Here is a 20,660-nt window from a genome sequence, read left to right as displayed (position 1 = left end):
TGATCTGGAGGCGAAATGATCGATGTGCTAGTCATCGGAGGGGGTAATGCCGCCCTCTGTGCCGCGCTGATGGCGCGCGAGGCCGGAGCCAGCGTGCTGCTGCTCGAAGCCGCACCCCGCGCCTGGCGTGGTGGCAATTCCCAACACACGCGCAACCTGCGCTGCATGCATGACGCCCCGCAGGACGTGCTGGTCGAGGCATACCCGGAAGAGGAGTTCTGGCAGGACCTGCTCAAGGTCACCGGGGGCCAGACCGACGAAAAGCTCGCGCGCCTGGTGATCCGTGCCTCTGCCAGTTGCCGGGGCTGGATGCGCCGGCATGGCGTGCATTTTCAGCCTTCCTTGTCCGGTGCGCTGCACACTGCCCGCACCAACGCGTTTTTCATGGGGGGTGGCAAGGCGCTGGTCAATGCCTATTTCCGCAGCGCCGAAGCGCTGGGCGTGCAGATACGCTACGACACGCCTGTGGCCGACATCGAGCTGGACAACGGCCGCTTCGTTGCGGCCCATGTGCCGGCGCGCGAGGTTCAGGGGCGCACCCTGCCGGGCGAACGTATCGAGGCGCGCAGTTGTGTGCTGGCGGCCGGTGGCTTCGAGTCCAACCGCCAGTGGTTGCGCGATGCCTGGGGGCAGAACGAGCGGGGCGAATGGCCTGCGGACAACTTCCTGATTCGTGGTACGCGGTTCAACGAAGGGGTGCTGTTGCGCCGCATGATCGAACAGGGTGCCGACACCATCGGCGACCCCACGCAAGCGCACATGGTGGCGATCGACGCCCGGGCGCCGCTTTATGACGGCGGCATCTGCACGCGTATCGACTGTGTGTCGCTGGGGGTGGTGGTCAACCGCGACGGCCAGCGCTTTTACGATGAAGGCGAGGATTTCTGGCCCAAGCGCTATGCCATCTGGGGCCGGCTGGTGGCTCAGCAGCCAGGGCAGGTGGGCTTCTCGATCATTGACCAGAAAGCCCTAGGTCGTTTCATGCCGCCAGTGTTCCCGGGCGCCCGCGCCGACACCCTGGAGGGGCTGGCGGCGTTGCTCGGTTTGCCCGTGCCGGCCTTCGTCGAGACGGTGCAGGCCTACAACCGCGCCTGCCGGGTCGGCAGCTTCGATCACACCCGCCTGGACGACTGCCACACCCAAGGCCTGCAACCGGTGAAAAGCCACTGGGCTCGGCCGCTCGACACGCCGCCTTACTACGGCTACCCGCTGCGCCCCGGCGTGACCTTCACCTACCTGGGGCTGCGCACCGATGAAACGGCGGCCGTGCATTTTGCCGGTCGCCCCAGCCCCAACCTGTTCGTCGCCGGCGAAATGATGGCGGGCAATGTGCTGGGCAAGGGCTACACGGCAGGTGTCGGCATGTCCATCGGCACTGCCTTCGGCCGCATCGCCGGCACCAGCGCCGCTGCCGCAACCGGCCACGACTATCCAGAACACGAGAACGACCATGACCGCGCAACTGCCTGAAGCACGCCAGCCCGTCGCCCAACCCGCAGCACTCGAACTGATACCTGCGCTGAACCTGGAAGAGCAGGAAGTCGACCGGCAAATGCGTATCTGCAATGCCTGCCGCTACTGCGAAGGCTTTTGTGCCGTATTCCCGGCAATGACCCGTCGGCTTGAGTTCGGCAAGGCCGACATCCACTACCTGGCCAACCTGTGCCACAACTGTGGGGCCTGCCTGCATGCCTGCCAGTACGCCGACCCCCACGAATTTGTTGTGAACGTGCCCCAGGCCATGGCCAAGGTGCGTGGCCAGACCTACGCCGAGTATGCCTGGCCGGCCCGCTTCGGCCGGCTGTATCAGCACAACGGCACCTACGTCGCCGTTGCCCTGTCGCTGGCCCTATCGCTGTTCCTGCTGCTGACCTTGTGGCTCAATGGCACGTTGTTGCCTGGGCGGCTGGCCGGCAACTTCTACGCGGTATTCCCGCACAACACCCTGGCATTGATGTTCGGTGGGGTATTCGCTGCGGCGGGCCTGGCGCTTGGGGTGGCGGTACGTCGCTTCTGGCGCGCTGTCTCGCCTGCAAACGCCCAGGCGCAACCCGCCCAAGGCGCCGTGCTGGAGGCAACCAGCGCGGTGTTGACCTTGAAGTACCTGGACGGTGGCCATGGCCAGGGCTGCAACAATGCCGATGACCGCTACACGCTGTGGCGCCGGCGGTTCCATCACATGACCTTCTACGGCTTCATGCTGTGCTTTGCCGCCACGGTGGTCGCTACCGGCTACCACTACCTGCTGGGCCAGCAGGCGCCATACCCGCTGCTCAGCGCGCCGGTGCTGCTGGGTACCCTGGGGGGTATCGGCCTGATCGTCGGCCCGCTCGGGTTGCTGGCGCTGAACCTGCGCCGGGCCCCGGAGCAGGGCGACGTCGCCCAGCGCCCCATGGACCGTGCCTTCATTCTGCTCCTGCTGCTGGTCAGCGCCAGTGGCCTTGCCTTGCTGGGCCTGCGTGATACCGCAGCGATGGCGATCGTGCTGGCGCTGCACCTGGGTACGGTCATGGCGCTGTTCATCACGTTGCCCTATGGCAAGTTTGCCCATGGGCTGTTCCGCTCGGCCGCCCTGCTCAAGTTCGCCATCGAGAAGCGCCGCCCCAACACCCTCGGCCTGGGCGGGGAATGACGATGAGTGCTGCCGCCCTGTACCCCTCGCTGCACCCAGGCCAACGCCAGGCTGACCGGTCAGCGGTTGGGCCATTTCTCCAGCAGGATCGAGACGAATTTTTCCGCCGCCGGCGACAGCGAGGCGCCACGCCGGTAGACCAGGCCCAGGGTGCGAGTGACCTCGGGCTCGGTCAGCGGCACGCTGACCAGCGTCGGGTGGTCGGCGTTGGGCATCGCCAGGCTGGGCATGGCCGACACGCCCAGCCCGGCTTCGACCATGCCCAGCGAGGTGGACAGGTGCTGCACTTCATAAAACCACTTGGGCCGCAGGTTGAGCCCGGACAGGGCGTGGTCCAGCAGCATTCGGTTGCCGCTCAGCCGGCCCACGCCAATCAGGCGGTAGTCGGCCAGTTCCGTCCAGGTCACGCAATCCCGGTTTGCCAGCTTGTGGTCGCGACGGCAAGCCAGCACGAAATGCTCCTGTACCAGCGAGACGAACTCGATGTCCGGGTGCTGGCCGCTCATCATGTTGATGCCGAAGTCGGCTTCACCGCGCAGCACGGCTTCAAGCCCGTCGTTGGCACTGAGGTCAAGCAGGCGGATACGGATCTTCGGGTATTGCTCGTTGTAGTCGCGAATCACCGACGGCAGGAAATAGAACGCGGCGGTGGGGATGCAGGCCAGGGTCACCTGGCCGGTCTGGCGCTCGGCCAGCTCGCGAATGCTCAGGATCGAGTCTTCGAAGTCATCCAGCAGGCGCCTGGCCTTGGGCAGGAAGTCGCGCCCGACACTGGTCAGGCTGACGCGACGGGTGGTGCGCTCAAGCAGGGACGTGCCCAACCCTTCTTCCAGCTTCTTGATCCGCCGGCTGAGCGCCGGCTGGGACAAATGCAGCGCTTCCGCAGCCTCGTGGAAACTGCCGAGTTCGGCGATTTTCACGAAAGATCGGATGTCTTGGAGTTCATATTCCATCTCGAATCGCTCTCTGGCCCCGGTGTCTAATTGATGCCTGGATCGGAATAATAACTACGATATTTGCATTGGATTGATTTATCCATCCCTGTCAATCTTGTGTCCACAACATCAATGATGTCCATTGATCAACAAGAGTGCGAAATCATGCAACGAATTCCTTGCGTACTCATGCGCGGTGGCACCTCCAAGGGGCCGTTTTTCCACGCCTGGGACCTGCCTGCCAACGTGGTCGAGCGCGACGAATTACTGATCAACCTGATGGGCTCCGGGCATGAACTGGAGATCGACGGGATCGGTGGCGGTAGCCCGCAGACCAGCAAGGTGGCGATTGTAAGCCCTTCGCTGCATGCCGACGCTGACGTAGATTACCTGTTCGTGCAGGTCATGGTCGCGCAGCGCCGGGTCGACACTGCCCCTAACTGCGGCAACATGCTGTGCGCCGTTGGCCCGTTCGCCATCGAGCAAGGGTTGGTCAAGGGCCAGGAAGGCAAGACCCTGGTGCGCATCCGCAACCTCAACACCGGAACGTTCGTCAACTCGCTGGTGGAAACCCCCGGCGGGATCGTGCGTTACGAAGGCCGCACGGCGATCGATGGCGTTCCAGGCACTGCCGCCCCGGTGCAGCTGACGTTCCTCGATGCGGTTGGCAGCAAGACCGGCAAGCTGTTCCCGACCGGCCAGGCCACGGACGTGATTGACGGCGTACCGGTCACCTGCATCGACATGGCCATGCCGATGATGGTGGTCGAGGCCAGCCAGCTCGGTGTCACCGGTTCGGAAACGCCTGCCGAACTCGATGCCAACGAAGACCTGCTCAAGCGCCTGGAAGCGCTGCGCCTGAAGGCCGGCAAGGCCATGGGCCTGGGCGATGTCAGCGGGATGGTCATCCCCAAGCCGGTGTTGGTTTCCAAGCCGCGCTATGACGGCACCCTGCAGGTTCGCTACTTCATGCCGCACAGCTGCCACCGCGCGCTGGCCATTACAGGTTCGATCGGGTTGGCCACTGCCTGTGTCAGCCCTGGCACCGTGATCGGTGAACTGCTGGGCGAGGGCGCCGAGCAATTGACCGAAGTGCGCCTGGAACACCCAAGCGGTGGCATCGATGTGGCATTGTCGCGCACCGGCGCCGATGGCAAGACCATCCAGGCCTCGGTGGTGCGAACTGCCCGACGGTTGTTCTCAGGTTTCGTTTACGCCCCTACATTCCGCAGATTGGCCGGGTAGCTCTGGCAGCCGTTCAGCTCCAAACAATTGCAACAAGCGCATCCGCACAATTTCAACAATGGGTGATGCCTCATGAGACTCGCCAAATCGCTGTACTTTCAGATCCTCTGCGCCGTCCTGCTGGGCGTAGTGGTCGGCCACTTCTGGGCGCAACAGGCTGTTGCGCTCAAGCCGCTGGGTGATGCTTTCATCAAGCTGATCAAGATGATGATTGCCCCCGTGGTGTTCTGCACCATCGTCACCGGCATCGCCGGCATGACCGACAAGCGCTCCCTGGGGCGCTTGATGAGCAAGACATTGCTGTTGTTCCTGGGCTTGACCGTGGTCAGCCTGATGATCGGCCTGGCGGCGGTGTACCTGTTCCGCCCGGGCGTCGGCATGAACATTGACCCTGCGACCCTCAGCACTGCCGGGCTGAGCCAGTACGCTGCGTCGGCGGCCAAGCTCAGCGTGGTCGACTTCTTCATGCACATCATCCCGGATACCTTCATCGGTGCGTTCAACAAGGGTGAGGTGCTGCCGGTGCTGTTCATCGCCGTGCTCAGCGGTTTTGCCCTGTCGTCCATGGGCGAGAAGGGCAAGCCGGTACTGAATGTGCTGGAATCGGCCTCGACCATGGTGTTCCGCATCTTCGGCTACCTGATGCGCTTCGCCCCCATCGGCGCCTTCGGTGCACTGGCGTTCACGGTCGGCCAGTACGGCGTGACCTCGCTGGGTGCCTTGGCCAAGCTGGTCGGTACGCTGTACATCGCCTGTGCGTTCTTCGTGCTGGTGGTGCTCGGCGGCATCTGCCGTGCGTATGGCTTCAGCCTGTGGAAGCTGCTGCGCTACTTCCGCGAGGAATTCCTGGTGGTACTCGGCACGTCCTCCACCGAGCCGGTGCTGCCGCGCATGCTGGAGAAGCTGGAGAAACTGGGCTGCAAGAAGGGCGTGGTCGGGCTGGTGCTGCCGACTGGCTATTCCTTCAACCTCGACGGCACTGCCATCTACCTGTCGCTGGCCGCGGTGTTCATCGCCCAGGCCTGCAACATCGACCTGACCCTTGGCCAGACGGTGACCATGCTGGCGATCATGCTGCTGTCGTCCAAAGGGGCAGCAGGCGTGACCGGCAGTGGTTTCGTGGCCCTGGCCTCGACCCTCACCGTGATCCACGACATCCCGCTGGCCGGGCTTGCCTTGCTGATCGGTATCGACCGCTTCATGTCCGAAGCGCGCGCCCTGACCAGCCTGGCCAGCAACGCCGTCGCGACCGTGGTCATCTCCTTGTCGGAGAATGCCTGTGACCGGAAAACGCTGCTGCGCCGCCTGAACGGGATCCCGGCCGCTGCAGACGAAACCGACACGGCGCAGGCCGACTGGGCTGCAGAGCCTCGGCACCACGTCTGAATACCTTTTCCATCTGTCCTCGCTGACTTGAAATCCCACCCAGCACCCTGACGGTGCGGGTGGGGTAGGGGGCCGTCTGCCCTGCTGGCGGCCGCAACACAATAAAAACAAGAGAAAAAACCATGCTCGCACTCCTGGGCCTGATCATGGTGGTGACCTTCACCTACCTGATCATGAGTAAACGCCTGTCACCCATCGTGGCGCTCACCGTCGTACCGATTGTCTTTGCAGTGATCGGTGGCTTTGCCCCCGAACTGGGCAAGATGATGCTCGATGGCTTGAAAATGGTGGCACCGTCAGCCGCACTGCTGTTGTTCGCCATCCTGTTCTTCGGCCTGATGATCGATGCCGGCCTGTTCGACCCGCTGATCCGCAAGATCCTCAAGCGCGTCAATGGCGACCCGGTCAAGATCGCCATCGGCACCGCGCTGTTGTCGCTGGTGGTAGCGCTGGACGGTGACGGCACCACCACGTACATGATCACGTGCGCTGCCATGCTGCCGTTGTACCGGCGCATCGGCATGAACCCGATGATCCTGGCCACGGTATCGATGCTGTCGCTGAGTATCATGAGTGGCATGAGCCCCTGGGGCGGGCCGGCGACCCGAGCCATCGCCGCGTTGGGCCTGGACGCCACCGAATACTTCATCCCGATGTTGCCGACCGTGATCGGTGGCGCTGCCTGGGTGGTGTTCACCGCCTTCCTGCTGGGCCGTGCCGAGCGTCGCCGCATCGGGAACACCGCCCTGGAGTCGGGTGGTGGCAATTGCTACATCAAGGAAATCCTCGGCGACGCTCCCCACAAGCGTCCACGCCTGGCCTATGTGAACCTGGCCCTGGTGATCGCCGTGATGACCGCGTTGGTATTCGGGGTAATGCACGCAGCGATCCTCTTCATGATCGGCTTCGTCGCCGCGCTGATGATCAACTACCCACAACTGGACCTGCAGAAAGAACGCATCCTCGCCCATTCGGGCAATGCCATGACCGTGGTGTTGCTGGTATTTGCCGCAGGCATCTTCGCCGGGATCTTCTCGGGCACCAAGATGGTCGACGCCCTGGCGCAGACCCTGGTCGACTGGATTCCTGCCGCCTGGAGCCACTGGTTCCCGCTGGTGGTGGCCCTGACCAGCATGCCGCTGACCTTCGTGCTGTCCAATGATGCCTACTACTTTGGCGTGGTACCGATCCTGGCCAATGCCGCGACTGCCTACGGCATCGACCCGATTGAAATCGCCCGCGCCTCGGTACTGGGCCAGCCGGTGCACCTGATGAGCCCGCTGGTGGCCTCGACCCTGCTGTTGGTGGGGATGGTCGACCGCGATATCGGCGACTTCCAGAAAGCCACGGTGAAATGGGCGGTGCTCACATCGCTGGTGATCACTGCGCTGGCGATCGCCACGGGTGCCTTGTCCTTGTTCGTCTGAACTGCCTCGGGCGCCGCGGGGCGCCCAGCTCCTCCAAAAACAACAATAGAGTATCGATCATGTCCCGAGCTGTTTTCCGTGGGGCCACCTGTGGCCTGCTGTGCGGCTGGCTGCCTGTGGCCGGCGCCGCCGGTTTTATCGACGATAGCAAGCTGAAGCTGCAACTGCGCAATGTGTACTTCAACGAAAACTTCCGCGACGAACAGGGCATGAGCCCGCGCGCCGCCGCCACCGCCAAGAGCGAGCGGGTGGAATGGGCGCAGGGCTTCCTGCTCGACTATCAGTCCGGCTTCACCCAGGGCCCCCTGGGGCTGGGGCTCGACGCCATGGGGCTGCTCGGCGTGCGGCTCGATTCGGGCCGCGGCCGCAGCGGTACCGGTTTGCTGCCGACGCATGACGATGGCCGCGCCGCTGACGAGTTTGCCAGTGCCGGCGTGACGGCCAAGGCGCGCCTGGGGCAGACCGTGGTCAAGCATGGCACCTTGCTGCCGAAAACCCCGGTGCTGATCTACAACGATGCACGCTTGTTGCCGCAAACCTACCAGGGCACCCAGCTGACCAGCACCGACATCGACAACCTGACCCTGACTGCCGGGCACCTGAACCGCTTCAAGCTGCGCGATTCCTCTGACAGCACTGGCCTGTACATGGACGGCTACAGCGGTGACGAGTCTGGCGATTTCAACTTTGCCGGCGCCGATTACGCCGTCAACAAGCAGTTGAAGTTGAGCTATTTCCACGGCCAGCTGGAACACTTCTACCGCCAGGACTTTGCCGGCCTGATCTACGACCTGCCCTTGGCCGGCGGCGTGCTCACCACCGACTTGCGCTATTTCAACAGCCGCGACAGCGGCGCTGCCCGGGGCGGCGAAATCGACAATGACATGTTTAGCGGGCAACTGTCGTACACCCACTCCGGGCACACGTTCGGTGGTGGCTACCAAGTGCTCGACGGCAAGGCCGGGCTGCCCTACATCAGCGGCGCCACGGTGTACTCGTTCAGTAACGTGGGTATCGGCAAGTTCATCGAGGAAGAAGAGAAAACCTGGATGGCCAGCTATGCCTACAACTTCGCTGCGGCGGGCATCCCAGGGCTTACCTTCATGACCCGCTACCTCAGCGGGGATAACGGGCGCTCGGCTGACGCCGGGCTGAGCGAGTGGGAGCGCGACATGGAGCTTGCCTACGTGGTGCAATCCGGGCCGGTCAAGGGCCTTGGCGTGAAGCTGCGCAACTACGTGTACCGCGCCGACTTCTCCCGCGGGCGTGACAGCAACCGCATCTACCTGACCTACGACATCGCCCTCTGGTAAGGGCTGAGCGCCGCAGTCAGCCCTGGCGGCTCAGCCTGAGTGGCCGGCCGCGCCGGGGCGACGTGCAGGCGCTTGCGGGCGGCCATGTGGGTTCAGGTGTTGGTCGGTATGTTTGCCCCAGGCATGCTGCCGTGGCCCAGGTTGCGTTCGACGTGGCGCACGGTTTTTGCCAATGTGTGTTTGATGTCCGGGTGAGTGAGCTGATACCTGCGTTCCAGTTGCTCGCTGAAACTTAGGTCGAAGCGCTGCGGCTGGATGAAGTTCAGCGACTCGGGGCTGATTGCCAGGCGGGTCGCTACCCCGGGAATTGCCAACAAGCACTTCAGCACGCCTATCGGCACGTGGTGGCGCGGGGCTTTTACCTGCAGGGTGGCGGCGATGTCCTCCAGCAAGCCTTGCAGGTTAGGGGTGTGCGGGTCGAGTGCAAGCACCTGGCGGTTGGCCATTGAAGGGTCGAATGCCACGCAGGCCATCAGGGTAACCAGGTAGTCGACGCTGACCAGTGGCAGCCAATGGTTGGGCGAGCCCGGAATGGCCTTGAACCGGCCCAACGCCAGGCCGCTAATCAGCGCTGCCAACGGCTGCCCGTCGAGGATGTGCCCGCGCACACTGTCGCCGCAGACCGTGGCAGGGTGAACGATCGAGTACGCTGCGCCCGCACCCTGCATGTAGCGGATGACAGCGTAATGCGCTTCCAGCTTGCTCGCCTCATAACCGCCTACGCGGCGGTAAACCGCGGGCCAGTCGGTAAGCTCCGGGTGCTCGTGATCCACCCCGATGCTGGCCAAGTGGGTGAGGTTCTGCAGCATGTAGCCGCCCACCATCAGCAGGCGGGTGCCCTGGCTCGCCGCCATCTGCGCGACCCGCAGCGCACCTTGCACATTCACGGCACGGGCATGTTCCAGGGAAAGCCCCCAGGTGAAGTGCGCCGCGAGGTGGAACACCACTGCGGCAGCCGACACGCGTTGGCGGTCGGCTTCGCTGAGCCCAAGGCCTTCTGTGCCGATATCGCCGGCAACTGCCTGTACGCATTCAGGCTTGCCCCCCAGGCGGCCTACCTGTTCACGGAGCCGGGCGAGGTTTTCCGGGTGGCGCATCAGCACCCGCACGGTGTGCCCGGTGGCGGTGAGCCGCGCCAGTAGATGCTGGCCGATAAAACCACTACCGCCGGTAACGAAGCATTCCACGCTCATGTCAGTTTCCTTGTCTGCAAGATGGGCGCAGGTTAGGGTGTAGAGCGCACTCTAAGGTCAAGGGGTTTTGTGCCATGAACATCGGGGAGCTGGAGCGCCGCAGCGGCGTCGGCCGCCATGCGTTGCGCTATTACGAGCAGCTCGGGCTGATCGTGGCCCAGCGGCAAGCCAACAATTATCGCAGCTACAGCGAGCAGGCCGTCGCTGACCTGAACTTCGTGCAAACTGCCCAGCGGGGCGGTTTCACGCTTGCCGAAATAGGGGAGATACTGGCCGCCAGGCGCGGCAATACCCTCGATTGCGTGCAGGGTGCACTGCTGGTCACTGGCAAAATGGCTGAAATCCAGGCCAGGATTCAGACGCTGCAGGCCGCGTATGAGGTGCTTGATAGCGAGCGTGCCAAGCTCGTCGCCAGTGCTATTGCGACTGGGCTGACAATTCCTGAAAACATTTCCGCTGGCGCCTGAACGCCTGTCCTCCTAAAAAGGATTTTGTGGTACTCGAGCAGCGTTGCATCGCGTCTTCACTGGAACGATGGCCGCGTTGCCCGATCATAAGCTTGTCATCATTGCGTCATGCCACTGGCTTAGCATGACGGCGATAACTACGAAGATGAAATGAGTAAAGAGGGAGCAGGACCATGGATGAATACCAGGAAGAACTACTCGAATCCCAAGCCTACGAGCTGGACACCCCGGAACCGGCCGACGACGCCACCGAGCTTTGACCTGCCCGCCGCTGGCTGCGGCGAAACTCTCCCGGCGTAAGGCCCGTCCAGCGCTTGAACGCGCGCTGGAAGGCCTCGGCCGAAGCGAACCCCAATAAATAAGCAATCTCGCCGAACGCCAGTTCCGTATCACGGATATAGGTCTCGGCCAGGTCGCGTCGTGTTTCATTGAGCAGGTCACGAAACCGCGTGCCTTCTTCGGCCAGCTTGCGCCGCAGTGTCCAGGTGGGCAGCTGCAAGTGCAGGGCTACCTCGACCAGGTCCGGTTCGCGACCACCGTTGAGCAATGGGCCAAGCAGGTGGGTGATGCGCTCACCCAGGCTGCGCACCCGAGTGCGCTGCAGCATGTCTGCTTCACACAACTGCAGCAGGTGCTGCCAGGTGCTGGGGCAGTGCCTGGGGTTGGCCAACTGCAAGGTGGCGCGGCTCAGGCGCAATTGATTACCGTCGGCAGCGAACTGCACCGGGGTGCTGCACAGCGCCTGGTACTGCGCGGCGTAGGCGGGGGCGGCAAATTCGATTTCGAGGCGCTCGGCCTGCAGCGCAACGCCCGCCAGGTCGGCCAGTTGAGCCAGCCAGCCTGCCAGCACCGAGTCCACCACAAAGCGGTTGTAGGCGTTGTAGGGGCTGATGGAGTAGAAACGCAGCCAGGCACCTTCGGCGTCTTCATGAAAGCTGGAGTGGCCGCGGTAGTTGGCGGCGTACAGCGGTTCGAAGCGCAGCAAGGCGCGCGCGGCTTCGCCCACGGTAGGCGCCTGGGCTGCAGTGACCCCCGCCAGGCCCGCCTGGGCCAGCCGGCTCAGGCGGCCCATGTGCAAGCCCAGCGCGGCTTCGCCACATTGCTCGATGGCTGCATGGCCCAGGTGCATGTAGCGCGGGATCGAAAGGCGCGCATTGGCTTCGCTCAGGCGCGGTGCCTCCAGCCCATAGCGGCGCAGCAGCGGTTCGGGGGCGTGGCCCAGTTCGCGCAGGGCTTCGATCAGCGGCTGAACAAAGCCGACCGACAGCTCGCCCAGGCGCACGCGGGGGCGGGCCATGGCCTTACAACCACAGGTTCAGCAAGCGGGCGCCAGGGCTCGGCGTGCCTGCCAGCAACTCACCGGCCTGGCGGGCGAAGCCTTGGCCGTCACTGCCGTGTTCCCAGAACTGCCCCCGCATGAATACGCTCATGCTGCTGACCCTGGCCCCGGCCGCCTCGGTCAGGCGTTGCCAGGCCGTTTGTTCACTGACCTGGCCGCGCTGCACGGCCAGCTCGGCACTGGCCGCCTGGTGGCGGTTGCCACGCCAGGGGGCTTGCCAGCTGCCTTTGCCGCTGAGAAACACCGGGTTGGCTACCAGCTGCACGCCCTGGCTGGCCAGTTGCTGATGGTTCTGCGGGTACCAGCTGTCACTGCCAACCAGCACGCCCAGGCGCCCGGCGGGGGTTTGCACGACCTGCAGCGGATAATCGCGGCCTTCCTGCACATACCGGCGCATGTCACTGTCGGGGTATTGCTGGCGTTGCGGTTGGCCGAGCAGGGAACCGTCACCGGCGAACACCACGCTGCTGTTGAACAGTGCGCCACGCCCGGCATGCAGCACGCCTTGTTGCACATAGGGGGCGGGCAGCACGATGGAGCCGGCCACCAGGGTCACGCCAAACTCCTTGGCCAGGCCACCGAACAGCTGTTGATAGTCGGCAGCCATCTGCTCGGCCTTCATGCGCAGGTGGGCGTCGGCACGCCGGTCGTCGCCCTCGGCTGCGAGCATGGCCAGCGCGTAGCGCAGCGGGTTGCTCAGTTCCAGCCATTGCTGGGCCTCGCGGCTCTGAGTGACCTGGTACAGCTCGTTCTTTTCGCCGCGTGCCCACAGCCAGGTACCGATGTGTTCCGGCAGCACGACCACGGTGCGCGGGCCGACCAGGCCCTGGGCGCGCGCCTGCTCAAGGTAGGCGGCCAGCTTGCGGTGCAGGCGTTGCAGGTTCTGGTAGTCGCTGGGGAACAGCAACGGCTCGATACCCAGCAGGTTGCCGCGGTCCCCCGGCACGCCATGGTTCAACGCCAGTTCGATGCGCAGGTCGGACAGGTAGTGGCCTTCCGGGCGCTGCTGGCTCCAGAAACCGTAGCCGCAGAGCGCGGCGATCATTACCAGCGCCAGGGCGCTTGCCAGAAGTTTTCGCATGAAACAGGACGGCACATTGGCTGACGAAGGCTCTCTAGGGTAAGCGCCCTGTTTGCCAGGATCAATAACTTGTCAGTTTCGATCATTGAGCCAATTCAAACGGCTGTTTAATGTCGCTGACAGACAAACGACGGAGGCCCGCCATTCGGTGAGGCACCCGCATACCGTGAATCACGCCACCTGGGGACCTTTCCATGGCCGCCGAACGTTACCCGCACCTGCTTGCCCCGCTGGACCTTGGCTTCACCACCTTGCGCAACCGCACCCTGATGGGCTCGATGCACACCGGCCTCGAGGAGCGCCCCGGGGGTTTCGAGCGCATGGCGGCCTACTTTGCCGAGCGTGCCCGGGGCGGCGTCGGCCTGATGGTCACGGGCGGTATTGCGCCCAATGATGAAGGCGGGGTGTATTCCGGCGCGGCCAAACTCAGCACCGAGGCGGAGGCCGACCAGCACCGCATCGTCACCGAGGCGGTGCACGCCGCCGGTGGCAAGATCTGCCTGCAAATCCTGCATGCCGGGCGCTATGCCTATAGCCCACGGCAGGTGGCACCCAGCGCGATACAGGCGCCGATCAACCCGTTCAAGCCCAAGGAGCTGGACGAGCAAGGCATCGAGAAGCAGATCGCCGACTTCGTCAATTGCGCGGTGCTGGCCCAGCGTGCCGGTTACGACGGCGTCGAAATCATGGGTTCGGAAGGTTACTTCATCAACCAGTTTCTCGCCGCCCACACCAACCAGCGCACCGACCGTTGGGGCGGCAGCTACGAAAACCGCATGCGCCTGGCGGTGGAAATCGTCAGCCGGGTACGCGCGGCAGTAGGGCCGAACTTCATCATCATCTTCCGCCTGTCGATGCTTGACCTGGTCGAGGGCGGCAGCGACTGGGCGGAAATCGAGCAGTTGGCCAAGGCCATCGAGCAGGCCGGCGCTACCCTGATCAACACCGGGATCGGCTGGCATGAGGCGCGGATCCCGACCATCGCCACCAAGGTCCCGCGTGCGGCGTTCAGCAAGGTCACGGCCAAGCTGCGGGGTGTGGTGAGCATTCCGCTGATTACCACCAACCGCATCAACACCCCGGAAGTGGCCGAGGCGGTGCTGGCCGAAGGTGATGCCGACATGGTTTCGATGGCTCGGCCGTTCCTGGCCGACCCGGATTTCGTCAACAAGGCTGCTGCCGGTCGTGCCGACGAAATCAATACCTGCATCGGTTGCAACCAGGCCTGCCTGGACCACACCTTCGGCGGCAAGCTGACCAGTTGCCTGGTCAACCCGCGGGCCTGCCACGAAACCGAGCTCAACTACCTGCCTGCGCCAGCGCCGAAGCGCATTGCCGTGGTCGGCGCCGGCCCGGCGGGCCTGGCCGCCGCCACCGTTGCCGCCGAGCGCGGGCATCACGTGACGCTGTTCGACGCTGCCAGCGAAATTGGCGGCCAGTTCAATGTCGCCAAGCGCGTCCCGGGCAAGGAAGAGTTCTTCGAAACGCTGCGCTACTTCCGCAACAAGCTGCAGAGCACTGGCGTCGACCTGCACCTCAATACCCGCGTGGATGTGCAGGCGCTGGTGCAGGGCGGCTATGACGAGATCATCCTGGCCACTGGCATTGCCCCGCGCACCCCGGCCATCCCCGGGGTCGAGCATGCCAAGGTGCTCACCTACCTGGATGTACTGCTCGAGCGCAAGCCGGTGGGCAAGGCGGTGGCCGTGATCGGGGCCGGCGGTATCGGTTTTGATGTATCCGAATACCTGGTGCAGGAAGGGCGGGCCAGCAGCCTGGACCGTGATGCGTTCTGGAAGGAGTGGGGCATCGATACCCGGCTTGAGGCACGCGGCGGCGTTGCCGGCATCAAGGCCGAGCCGCATGCGCCGGCGCGTCAGGTTTTCCTGCTGCAGCGCAAGGCATCGAAGGTGGGGGACGGGTTGGGCAAGACCACCGGCTGGATCCACCGCACCGGCTTGAAGAACAAGCGCGTGCAGATGCTCAACAGTGTCGAGTACCTGGGCATAGACGATGCCGGTTTGCACATTCGCGTGGCGGGCGGTGAGCCGCAGGTGTTGGCCGTGGACAACGTCGTGATCTGCGCCGGGCAGGAGCCGCTGCGCGAACTGCAGGATGGGTTGGTGGCTGCGGGGCAATCGGTGCATCTGATCGGCGGCGCCGACGTGGCGGCAGAACTGGATGCCAAGCGGGCGATCAACCAAGGGTCGCGGTTGGCGGCGCAGCTCTGAGATCGGCCCGGGGCAGCCCACAAGCGCTGCCCCGGGCTTTGCCTGTAAACTGCGATCCATGCATGCATTCGACCTTCCTCAAGCCCCACTGCAACGCTTGAACCTGCCGTGGTTGCAACACGCCCAGGTGCAGGTTGCCATTCTGCGCCTGGACCTGATCGATCCGCTGATCAGCGGCAACAAGTGGTTCAAGCTCCGCCACCACCTGCAGCAGGCCGCCACTGGCAATGCCCCCGGGCTGATCAGCCTGGGTGGCAACCACTCCAACCACCTGCATGCGCTGGCTGCGGCCGGCAAGCGGTTTGGCTTCGCCACTGCCGGCCTGCTACGCGGCCATGCCCAGGACACGCCCACCGTACGGGACCTGCAGGCGCTGGGCATGCACCTGCACTGGCTGGGTTATGGCGGCTACCGCGCACGCCACCAGCCCGGTTTCTGGAAACCTTGGCAAGCGCGCTATCCGGGCTGGCAGTGCATTCCCGAAGGCGGCGGTGGGCTGGCTGGCGCGCAGGGCTGCGCGCTGATCGTGCAGCAGGCGCAGGCGCAGATCTCGGCCCTGGGCTGGCCGGACTACGATGGCTGGTGGTTGGCTGCCGGAACAGGCACTACCGTGGCTGGCCTGGCCATGGCCGAGGCGGGCGCGCGTACCGTGCATGGCGCCTTGGCGGTACCTGCAGACCACGGTGTGGCGCAAGGGGTGGCAGCACTGGCGGGCGCACATGGCTACCAGCTACACGAGGCCTGCCGAGGTGGGTTTGCCCGGTTCGACGACGAACTGCTGGCCTTCATCGCCGACTGCGAGCAGCACACGGGGGTGCCGCTGGAAGCGCTCTATACCGGCAAGGCCCTGTTGGCCCTGCGCGATCATGTCGCCGCCGGGCTGTTGGCGCCCGGCAGCCGCATGATCTTCGTGCATACCGGCGGCCTGCAAGGCCGACGTGGTTACTTGTAGGGCAGCATGCGCAACAGCGTGTTGTCGCGCACCACATAGTGGTGGTAAAGCCCGGCCAGCGCATGCAGGCCGATCAGCCAGTAGCCCCAACTGCCGACGCGCTCATGCCAGCCCTTGATGAACTTGGCCTGGTCCGGGTTCGGGCCGATCAGGTGCGGCAGCTCCAGGCCGAAGAACGGTACCGGTTTGTCGGCGGCGCTGAGGATCAGCCAGCCGGCCAGCGGCATGCCGATCATCAGCAGGTACAGTGCCAGGTGCATCAGGTGGGCAAGGCCGGTCTGCCAGGCGGGCGGCTTGGGCAGGATCGGCGGGGTAGGCCGGCTCAGGCGCATCGCCAGGCGCAACCAGACCAGCACGAAGACACTGAGGCCAAGCATGAAGTGCAGGTCTTTCATCAGGTTGCGTTCGGCGCTGTCCTTGGGGAACAGGCCACGCAGTTCGATAAGGGCGTAGACAGCGGCCAGCAGCACCAGCATCAGCCAGTGCAGGGCAATGGACAGGCGTGCGTAATGCGGTGCTGGGGTGGATGAAACCATGATCAGTCCTCGTCATCAGGTTTGAATAGCGCTCTTGTTGGCGCTCAGGTGTCACTTTAATGGCTACCGGCAGCAGATAGTTGCGCCAGGCCTGTGAAAATTGTGTTGCCTGCACGGGCTTTTGTGCGGGCTGGCGTTGACCTGCGTCAGGCCCGCATCAATCACTGCGAAGCTGCGGCCAATTGTCAGCCACCAGAAACACCCGTTCGGCTTCCTGCCAGGCGCCATCGGCCTCCTGCTCAAGCCGTACCAGCAGTTGCGCCGGGGCCTGCGGGTCCAGCACATGCAGCCACGCTGCAAACTGCTCTGCCTGCCAGCATTGCGCCGCTTCGACCCGCGCTGGCGCCAGCCACGCGCTGCGCGGCAGCGGTTGCCAGCGCTCGCCAACCGCTATGGCCCAATCCCGCCGCCTGACCCAGCGCCCGCGCAGGTGCTGCGGGTTGGCGCCTTCCGGTTCCTCGGCATGCCCAGGCCACGGATAGAACAGATAGCCCCCCAGCCACATATGCGCCTGCACCTGTTGCGCCCCAAGCCGGGCCAGCGCCTGCTGGCTGTGCGTCCCCCGCGACATCGGCAACTGGTGCTGCGCCAGGTGGGTCAGCTTGGCTCCCAGCCGGTCATGACAGCCTGGCCCCAGCCAGGCCTGGGTATCGTGCCCGCCACCGGGCGGGCCCAGGTACAGCTTGATCGCCAACTCCAGGTGGTGGACCCCGTCTGCATCACGCAGCAGTACATCCAGCTCGCCCAAGGTCAGGCCGCCCTCGCGAATGGCCAGGTTGGCGGCCAGCAGTTCAATGCCCGGTGCGTGGCTCAGGGCGAATTGCCACAGGCGTTCGTAGTAAAGCCCCAGGCGCCGGCTGCCCAGTTTCGCCAGCCAATCGCGCAACGGATGGTCATCCTTATCCAGCGCCCGCAGCCACTGCTCCAGGCGGTGCGGCTGCTGTGCCCACAGGCTGCCCGCCAGCGGGTGGCGCTGAGGGCAGGGCGTGCCAGCGAGCAAGGGCGGCGACAGCACTGCCCAGGCCAGGTCGCGTACGGCCGGGCGCTGCAGTTGCCGGGGCAGATCGTGGAGTTGGCTGAAGGGTGTCATCCTGCGAGCATAGCCGGTTTGCCGCTGCCCGGTGGTTTCGCCCATAATCGGCGCATCGTCACCCGCCGCAGAGCCTTGCAGGAGCCCCATGGAGCAATTTCGCAATATCGGTATCATCGGTCGCCTCGGTAGCTCGCAGGTGCTCGACACCATCCGCCGACTGAAAAAATTCCTCCTCGACCGCCACCTGCACGTGATTCTCGAGGACACCATTGCCGAAGTGCTGCCCGGGCATGGCTTGCAGACCTCCACGCGCAAGCTGCTGGGCGAAGTCTGCGACCTGGTCATCGTGGTGGGCGGCGACGGCAGCCTGCTCGGCGCCGCCCGGGCCCTGGCCCGTCACAATATTCCGGTGCTGGGCATCAACCGGGGCAACCTGGGCTTTCTCACCGACATCCGCCCCGACGAGCTGGAAGAAAAGGTCGCCGAGGTGCTCGACGGCCACTACCTGGTGGAAAACCGCTTCCTGCTGCAGGCCGAGGTGCGCCGCCATCACGAAGCCATTGGCCAGGGCGATGCGCTGAACGACGTGGTACTGCACCCGGGCAAGTCCACGCGCATGATCGAGTTCGAAATCTATATCGACGGCCAGTTCGTCTGCAGCCAGAAGGCCGACGGCCTGATCGTTGCCACCCCCACCGGCTCCACCGCCTACGCGTTGTCGGCTGGCGGCCCGATCATGCACCCCAAGCTGGACGCCATCGTCATCGTGCCAATGTACCCGCACACCCTGTCGGGGCGGCCGATCGTGGTCGACGGCAACAGCGAACTGAAGATCGTGGTGTCCAAGGACCTGCAGATCTACCCGCAGGTTTCCTGTGATGGCCAGAACCATTTCACCTGTGCCCCCGGCGACACCATCACGGTCAGCAAAAAACCGCAGAAGCTGCGCCTGATCCACCCGCTCGACCACAATTACTACGAGGTCTGCCGCACCAAGCTTGGTTGGGGCAGCCGCCTTGGGAGCAGTGACGACTGATGCTCGACCCGGCGCGCAGTTTCGACATCATCGGCGACGTGCACGGTTGTGCGCATACCCTTGAACGCCTGCTCGATACCCTCGGCTACAAGCGCGTGGCCGGCGTGTGGCGCCACCCACGGCGCCAGGCGCTGTTCCTCGGCGACATCGTCGACCGTGGGCCACGCATCCGCGAGGCCCTGCACATCGTCCACGACATGGTCGAGGCTGGCCAGGCGTTCTGCATCATGGGCAACCACGAGTACAACGCCTTGGGCTGGGTCACGCCGGCGCTGCCCGGCAGCGGCAAGGCCTTCGTCCGCGAGCACACCCCGCGGCACGCCCGGCTGATCGACGAAACCCTGGCCCAGTTCGCCCAGCACCCCGCTGACTGGCACGACTTCGTCAACTGGTTCTACCAGCTGCCGTTATTCATCGATGCCGGGCGTTTCCGCCTGGTACACGCCTGCTGGGACCGGCAACTGATCGAGCCGCTGCGCCAGCAGTACCCCGACGGGCGCATCGATGAGCACTTCATCCAGGCTTCTGCCGTGAGCAACAGCTTCGCCGCCACCGTGTGCAACCGCCTGTTGCGCGGTACCGACATGCGCCTGCCCGACGGCCTGACCTTGACCGGCGGCGACGGCCTGACGCGCGCCTTCTTCCGCACCAAGTTCTGGGAGGAAGACCCGCAAACCTACGGCGACATCGTGTTCCAGCCTGATGCCCTGCCGGCCGAGGTAGCCAATGCGCCCCTCAGCCACAGCCAGAAAAATGCCTTGCTGCGTTATGCCGAAGACGAGCCGATGCTGTTCGTCGGCCACTACTGGCGCAGCGGCCACCCCGCGCCGATTCGCCCCAACCTGGCCTGCCTGGACTACAGCGCGGTGCTGTACGGCAAGCTGGCGGCCTACCGGCTGGACGACGAAACCCGCATCGACCCGCACAAGTTCGTGTGGGTCGACGTAGACCGCCCACAGGCCAACCAATGAACATAATCGAAGTGATGCGCCTGCCGCTGTCGGTCGACCTCAGCGGCTTCATTCACATGCTGCAGCGCCTGCAGGTGCCGCACCGGGTCAGCGAAGAGGGGGACGTGCAGGTACTCTGGGCGCCCGACACCCTGGCCGAAGACGTCCGCGAACTTTACCAGCGCTACCCGCAAGGCAACGCCGAGCTGCCGGCTGCCCCCGAGCCGGTGGCAGCGGGCATGTCTGCGAAAGTGCCGTCCCTGGCAGAACAGGCCCGGGCCTGCAAGGTCACCACGCTCACCCTGCTGGCGTGCTTCATCGTCGCCGGCCTGACCAGCCTGGGCGACAACTTCACCACCATCAGCTGGTTTACCTTCCTCGACTTCCGGGTGCAGGGCGACTACCTGTATTTCACCCCGCTGGCAGAAACCCTCGACCAAGGGCAATGGTGGCGGTTGGTATCACCCATGCTGCTGCACTTCGGCGTGCTGCATCTGGCCATGAACAGCCTGTGGTACTGGGAGCTGGGCAAGCGCATCGAGCTGCGCCAGGGCCCCTGGATGCTGCTGGGCCTGACCCTGCTGTACAGCCTGGTCTCCAACCTGGCGCAGCACTACACCAGCGGGCCGAGCCTGTTCGGCGGGCTGTCTGGCGTACTGTACGGCCTGCTGGGGCATGTATGGCTGTTCCAGTGGCTGGCACCGAACCGTTACTTCAACCTGCCCAAGGGTGTGCTGGTGATGATGCTGATCTGGCTGGTGGTGTGCCTGACCGGTGTGGTCGGCAGCCTCGGCCTTGGCCAGATCGCCAACGCCGCCCACGTTGGCGGGCTGCTCATCGGATGCCTGACCGGGCTCTTGGGTGGGGCGCTGGCCCGGCGTAAACTGTCGGCTTGAATCAGGAG

18 protein-coding genes are annotated in these 20,660 nt (G+C 64.6%); 12 read left to right on the top strand and 6 right to left on the bottom strand.

Annotated features, from left to right (window positions below; all coding sequences use genetic code 11):
• Positions 1-15 precede the first annotated feature (15 nt).
• Together tcuA and tcuB are read left to right on the top strand one after the other, a co-directional pair.
• Complete coding sequence (tcuA, locus tag K4A76_RS16540) at positions 16-1,470, top strand: FAD-dependent tricarballylate dehydrogenase TcuA (RefSeq protein WP_274410729.1); 1,455 nt, start codon at positions 16-18, stop codon at positions 1,468-1,470.
• Positions 1,451-2,632, top strand: a complete 1,182-nt coding sequence (gene tcuB / locus K4A76_RS16535; RefSeq protein ID WP_274410728.1) for a tricarballylate utilization 4Fe-4S protein TcuB — start codon at positions 1,451-1,453, stop codon at positions 2,630-2,632. The genes tcuA and tcuB overlap by 20 nt, the downstream gene beginning before the upstream one ends.
• A 59-nt stretch (positions 2,633-2,691) precedes the next feature.
• Here tcuB and K4A76_RS16530 read toward each other — a convergent pair whose 3' ends face one another.
• Complete coding sequence (locus tag K4A76_RS16530; protein WP_054912566.1) at positions 2,692-3,585, bottom strand: LysR family transcriptional regulator; 894 nt, start codon at positions 3,583-3,585, stop codon at positions 2,692-2,694.
• Positions 3,586-3,732: 147 nt separating this feature from the next.
• Between K4A76_RS16530 and K4A76_RS16525 the strand changes: the two genes are divergently transcribed.
• The 4 genes from K4A76_RS16525 to K4A76_RS16510 all read left to right on the top strand — a co-directional run bounded on the left by K4A76_RS16525 (position 3,733) and on the right by K4A76_RS16510 (position 8,938).
• The gene (locus K4A76_RS16525) at positions 3,733-4,812 is read left to right on the top strand and encodes a 4-oxalomesaconate tautomerase (protein WP_082416152.1); all 1,080 of its coding nucleotides are present in this window, start codon (positions 3,733-3,735) and stop codon (positions 4,810-4,812) included.
• 72 nt (positions 4,813-4,884) lie between these two features.
• Positions 4,885-6,198 carry a dicarboxylate/amino acid:cation symporter gene (locus tag K4A76_RS16520; protein ID WP_274410727.1) on the top strand — a complete coding sequence of 438 codons (1,314 nt, stop codon included), beginning with the start codon at positions 4,885-4,887 and terminating at the stop codon, positions 6,196-6,198.
• A gap of 122 nt (positions 6,199-6,320) precedes the next feature.
• Positions 6,321-7,625 (top strand): CitMHS family transporter, encoded by a 1,305-nt coding sequence (locus K4A76_RS16515; protein ID WP_274410726.1) that lies wholly within the window; start codon positions 6,321-6,323, stop codon positions 7,623-7,625.
• A 59-nt stretch (positions 7,626-7,684) separates the two neighbouring features.
• Entirely contained in the window at positions 7,685-8,938 is a 1,254-nt protein-coding gene (locus K4A76_RS16510; RefSeq protein WP_274410725.1) for an OprD family porin, read from the top strand.
• Positions 8,939-9,030: 92 nt separating this feature from the next.
• On the opposite strand, the gene K4A76_RS16505 is transcribed toward K4A76_RS16510, so the two are convergent.
• Entirely contained in the window at positions 9,031-10,131 is a 1,101-nt protein-coding gene (locus tag K4A76_RS16505; RefSeq protein WP_274410724.1) for an SDR family oxidoreductase, read from the bottom strand.
• Positions 10,132-10,205: 74 nt separating this feature from the next.
• Between K4A76_RS16505 and K4A76_RS16500 the strand changes: the two genes are divergently transcribed.
• Complete coding sequence (locus K4A76_RS16500) at positions 10,206-10,598, top strand: MerR family transcriptional regulator (RefSeq protein ID WP_274410723.1); 393 nt, start codon at positions 10,206-10,208, stop codon at positions 10,596-10,598.
• Positions 10,599-10,809: 211 nt separating this feature from the next.
• Here K4A76_RS16500 and K4A76_RS16495 read toward each other — a convergent pair whose 3' ends face one another.
• Both K4A76_RS16495 and K4A76_RS16490 read right to left on the bottom strand, forming a co-directional pair.
• On the bottom strand, positions 10,810-11,895 hold the full coding sequence (locus K4A76_RS16495) for an AraC family transcriptional regulator (protein ID WP_274410722.1): 1,086 nt from the start codon (positions 11,893-11,895) through the stop codon (positions 10,810-10,812).
• A 4-nt stretch (positions 11,896-11,899) separates the two neighbouring features.
• A complete protein-coding gene (locus tag K4A76_RS16490; RefSeq protein ID WP_274410721.1) occupies positions 11,900-13,018 on the bottom strand; it encodes a carbon-nitrogen hydrolase family protein in 1,119 nt (372 codons plus the stop codon).
• 194 nt (positions 13,019-13,212) lie between these two features.
• Between K4A76_RS16490 and K4A76_RS16485 the strand changes: the two genes are divergently transcribed.
• Together K4A76_RS16485 and K4A76_RS16480 are read left to right on the top strand one after the other, a co-directional pair.
• A complete protein-coding gene (locus tag K4A76_RS16485; protein WP_274410720.1) occupies positions 13,213-15,249 on the top strand; it encodes an NADPH-dependent 2,4-dienoyl-CoA reductase in 2,037 nt (678 codons plus the stop codon).
• A 58-nt stretch (positions 15,250-15,307) separates the two neighbouring features.
• Positions 15,308-16,201, top strand: coding sequence for a 1-aminocyclopropane-1-carboxylate deaminase/D-cysteine desulfhydrase (locus K4A76_RS16480; protein WP_125854878.1), 894 nt, complete (start codon positions 15,308-15,310; stop codon positions 16,199-16,201).
• Here the strand turns inward: K4A76_RS16480 and K4A76_RS16475 are convergent.
• Entirely contained in the window at positions 16,192-16,737 is a 546-nt protein-coding gene (locus K4A76_RS16475) for a cytochrome b (RefSeq protein ID WP_009683752.1), read from the bottom strand. The genes K4A76_RS16480 and K4A76_RS16475 overlap by 10 nt on opposite strands.
• Positions 16,738-16,894: 157 nt before the next feature.
• Positions 16,895-17,917, bottom strand: a complete 1,023-nt coding sequence (locus tag K4A76_RS16470; protein ID WP_274410719.1) for a DUF1853 family protein — start codon at positions 17,915-17,917, stop codon at positions 16,895-16,897.
• Between K4A76_RS16470 and K4A76_RS16465 the strand changes: the two genes are divergently transcribed.
• The 3 genes from K4A76_RS16465 to K4A76_RS16455 are packed head-to-tail and all read left to right on the top strand — an operon-like array spanning position 17,916 to position 20,652.
• Entirely contained in the window at positions 17,916-18,806 is an 891-nt protein-coding gene (locus K4A76_RS16465; protein WP_009683749.1) for an NAD(+) kinase, read from the top strand. The genes K4A76_RS16470 and K4A76_RS16465 overlap by 2 nt on opposite strands.
• On the top strand, positions 18,806-19,777 hold the full coding sequence (locus K4A76_RS16460) for a metallophosphoesterase (RefSeq protein WP_009683748.1): 972 nt from the start codon (positions 18,806-18,808) through the stop codon (positions 19,775-19,777). Before K4A76_RS16465 ends, K4A76_RS16460 begins: the two co-directional genes overlap by 1 nt.
• Positions 19,774-20,652, top strand: a complete 879-nt coding sequence (locus K4A76_RS16455; protein ID WP_110679556.1) for a rhomboid family intramembrane serine protease — start codon at positions 19,774-19,776, stop codon at positions 20,650-20,652. Before K4A76_RS16460 ends, K4A76_RS16455 begins: the two co-directional genes overlap by 4 nt.
• The last annotated feature ends 8 nt before the right edge of the window (positions 20,653-20,660 follow it).

The organism is Pseudomonas sp. NEEL19 (genome assembly GCF_028751975.1).
GTDB classification, from domain to species: Bacteria; Pseudomonadota; Gammaproteobacteria; order Pseudomonadales; family Pseudomonadaceae; genus Aquipseudomonas; species Aquipseudomonas juntendi.
This window is presented reverse-complemented; position numbering and strand designations above follow the sequence as displayed.

Excerpts from the sequence above, each read along its gene's own strand:
- tcuA (WP_274410729.1), top strand. The coding sequence starts at position 16 with ATGATCGATGTGCTAGTCATCGGAGGGGGTAATGCCGCCCTCTGTGCC.
- tcuB (WP_274410728.1), top strand. The coding sequence starts at position 1,451 with ATGACCGCGCAACTGCCTGAAGCACGCCAGCCCGTCGCCCAACCCGCA.
- K4A76_RS16530 (WP_054912566.1), bottom strand. The coding sequence starts at position 3,585 with ATGGAATATGAACTCCAAGACATCCGATCTTTCGTGAAAATCGCCGAA.
- K4A76_RS16525 (WP_082416152.1), top strand. The coding sequence starts at position 3,733 with ATGCAACGAATTCCTTGCGTACTCATGCGCGGTGGCACCTCCAAGGGG.
- K4A76_RS16520 (WP_274410727.1), top strand. The coding sequence starts at position 4,885 with ATGAGACTCGCCAAATCGCTGTACTTTCAGATCCTCTGCGCCGTCCTG.
- K4A76_RS16515 (WP_274410726.1), top strand. The coding sequence starts at position 6,321 with ATGCTCGCACTCCTGGGCCTGATCATGGTGGTGACCTTCACCTACCTG.
- K4A76_RS16510 (WP_274410725.1), top strand. The coding sequence starts at position 7,685 with ATGTCCCGAGCTGTTTTCCGTGGGGCCACCTGTGGCCTGCTGTGCGGC.
- K4A76_RS16505 (WP_274410724.1), bottom strand. The coding sequence starts at position 10,131 with ATGAGCGTGGAATGCTTCGTTACCGGCGGTAGTGGTTTTATCGGCCAG.
- K4A76_RS16500 (WP_274410723.1), top strand. The coding sequence starts at position 10,206 with ATGAACATCGGGGAGCTGGAGCGCCGCAGCGGCGTCGGCCGCCATGCG.
- K4A76_RS16495 (WP_274410722.1), bottom strand. The coding sequence starts at position 11,895 with ATGGCCCGCCCCCGCGTGCGCCTGGGCGAGCTGTCGGTCGGCTTTGTT.
- K4A76_RS16490 (WP_274410721.1), bottom strand. The coding sequence starts at position 13,018 with ATGCGAAAACTTCTGGCAAGCGCCCTGGCGCTGGTAATGATCGCCGCG.
- K4A76_RS16485 (WP_274410720.1), top strand. The coding sequence starts at position 13,213 with ATGGCCGCCGAACGTTACCCGCACCTGCTTGCCCCGCTGGACCTTGGC.
- K4A76_RS16480 (WP_125854878.1), top strand. The coding sequence starts at position 15,308 with ATGCATGCATTCGACCTTCCTCAAGCCCCACTGCAACGCTTGAACCTG.
- K4A76_RS16475 (WP_009683752.1), bottom strand. The coding sequence starts at position 16,737 with ATGGTTTCATCCACCCCAGCACCGCATTACGCACGCCTGTCCATTGCC.
- K4A76_RS16465 (WP_009683749.1), top strand. The coding sequence starts at position 17,916 with ATGGAGCAATTTCGCAATATCGGTATCATCGGTCGCCTCGGTAGCTCG.
- K4A76_RS16470 (WP_274410719.1), bottom strand. The coding sequence starts at position 17,917 with ATGGGGCTCCTGCAAGGCTCTGCGGCGGGTGACGATGCGCCGATTATG.
- K4A76_RS16460 (WP_009683748.1), top strand. The coding sequence starts at position 18,806 with ATGCTCGACCCGGCGCGCAGTTTCGACATCATCGGCGACGTGCACGGT.
- K4A76_RS16455 (WP_110679556.1), top strand. The coding sequence starts at position 19,774 with ATGAACATAATCGAAGTGATGCGCCTGCCGCTGTCGGTCGACCTCAGC.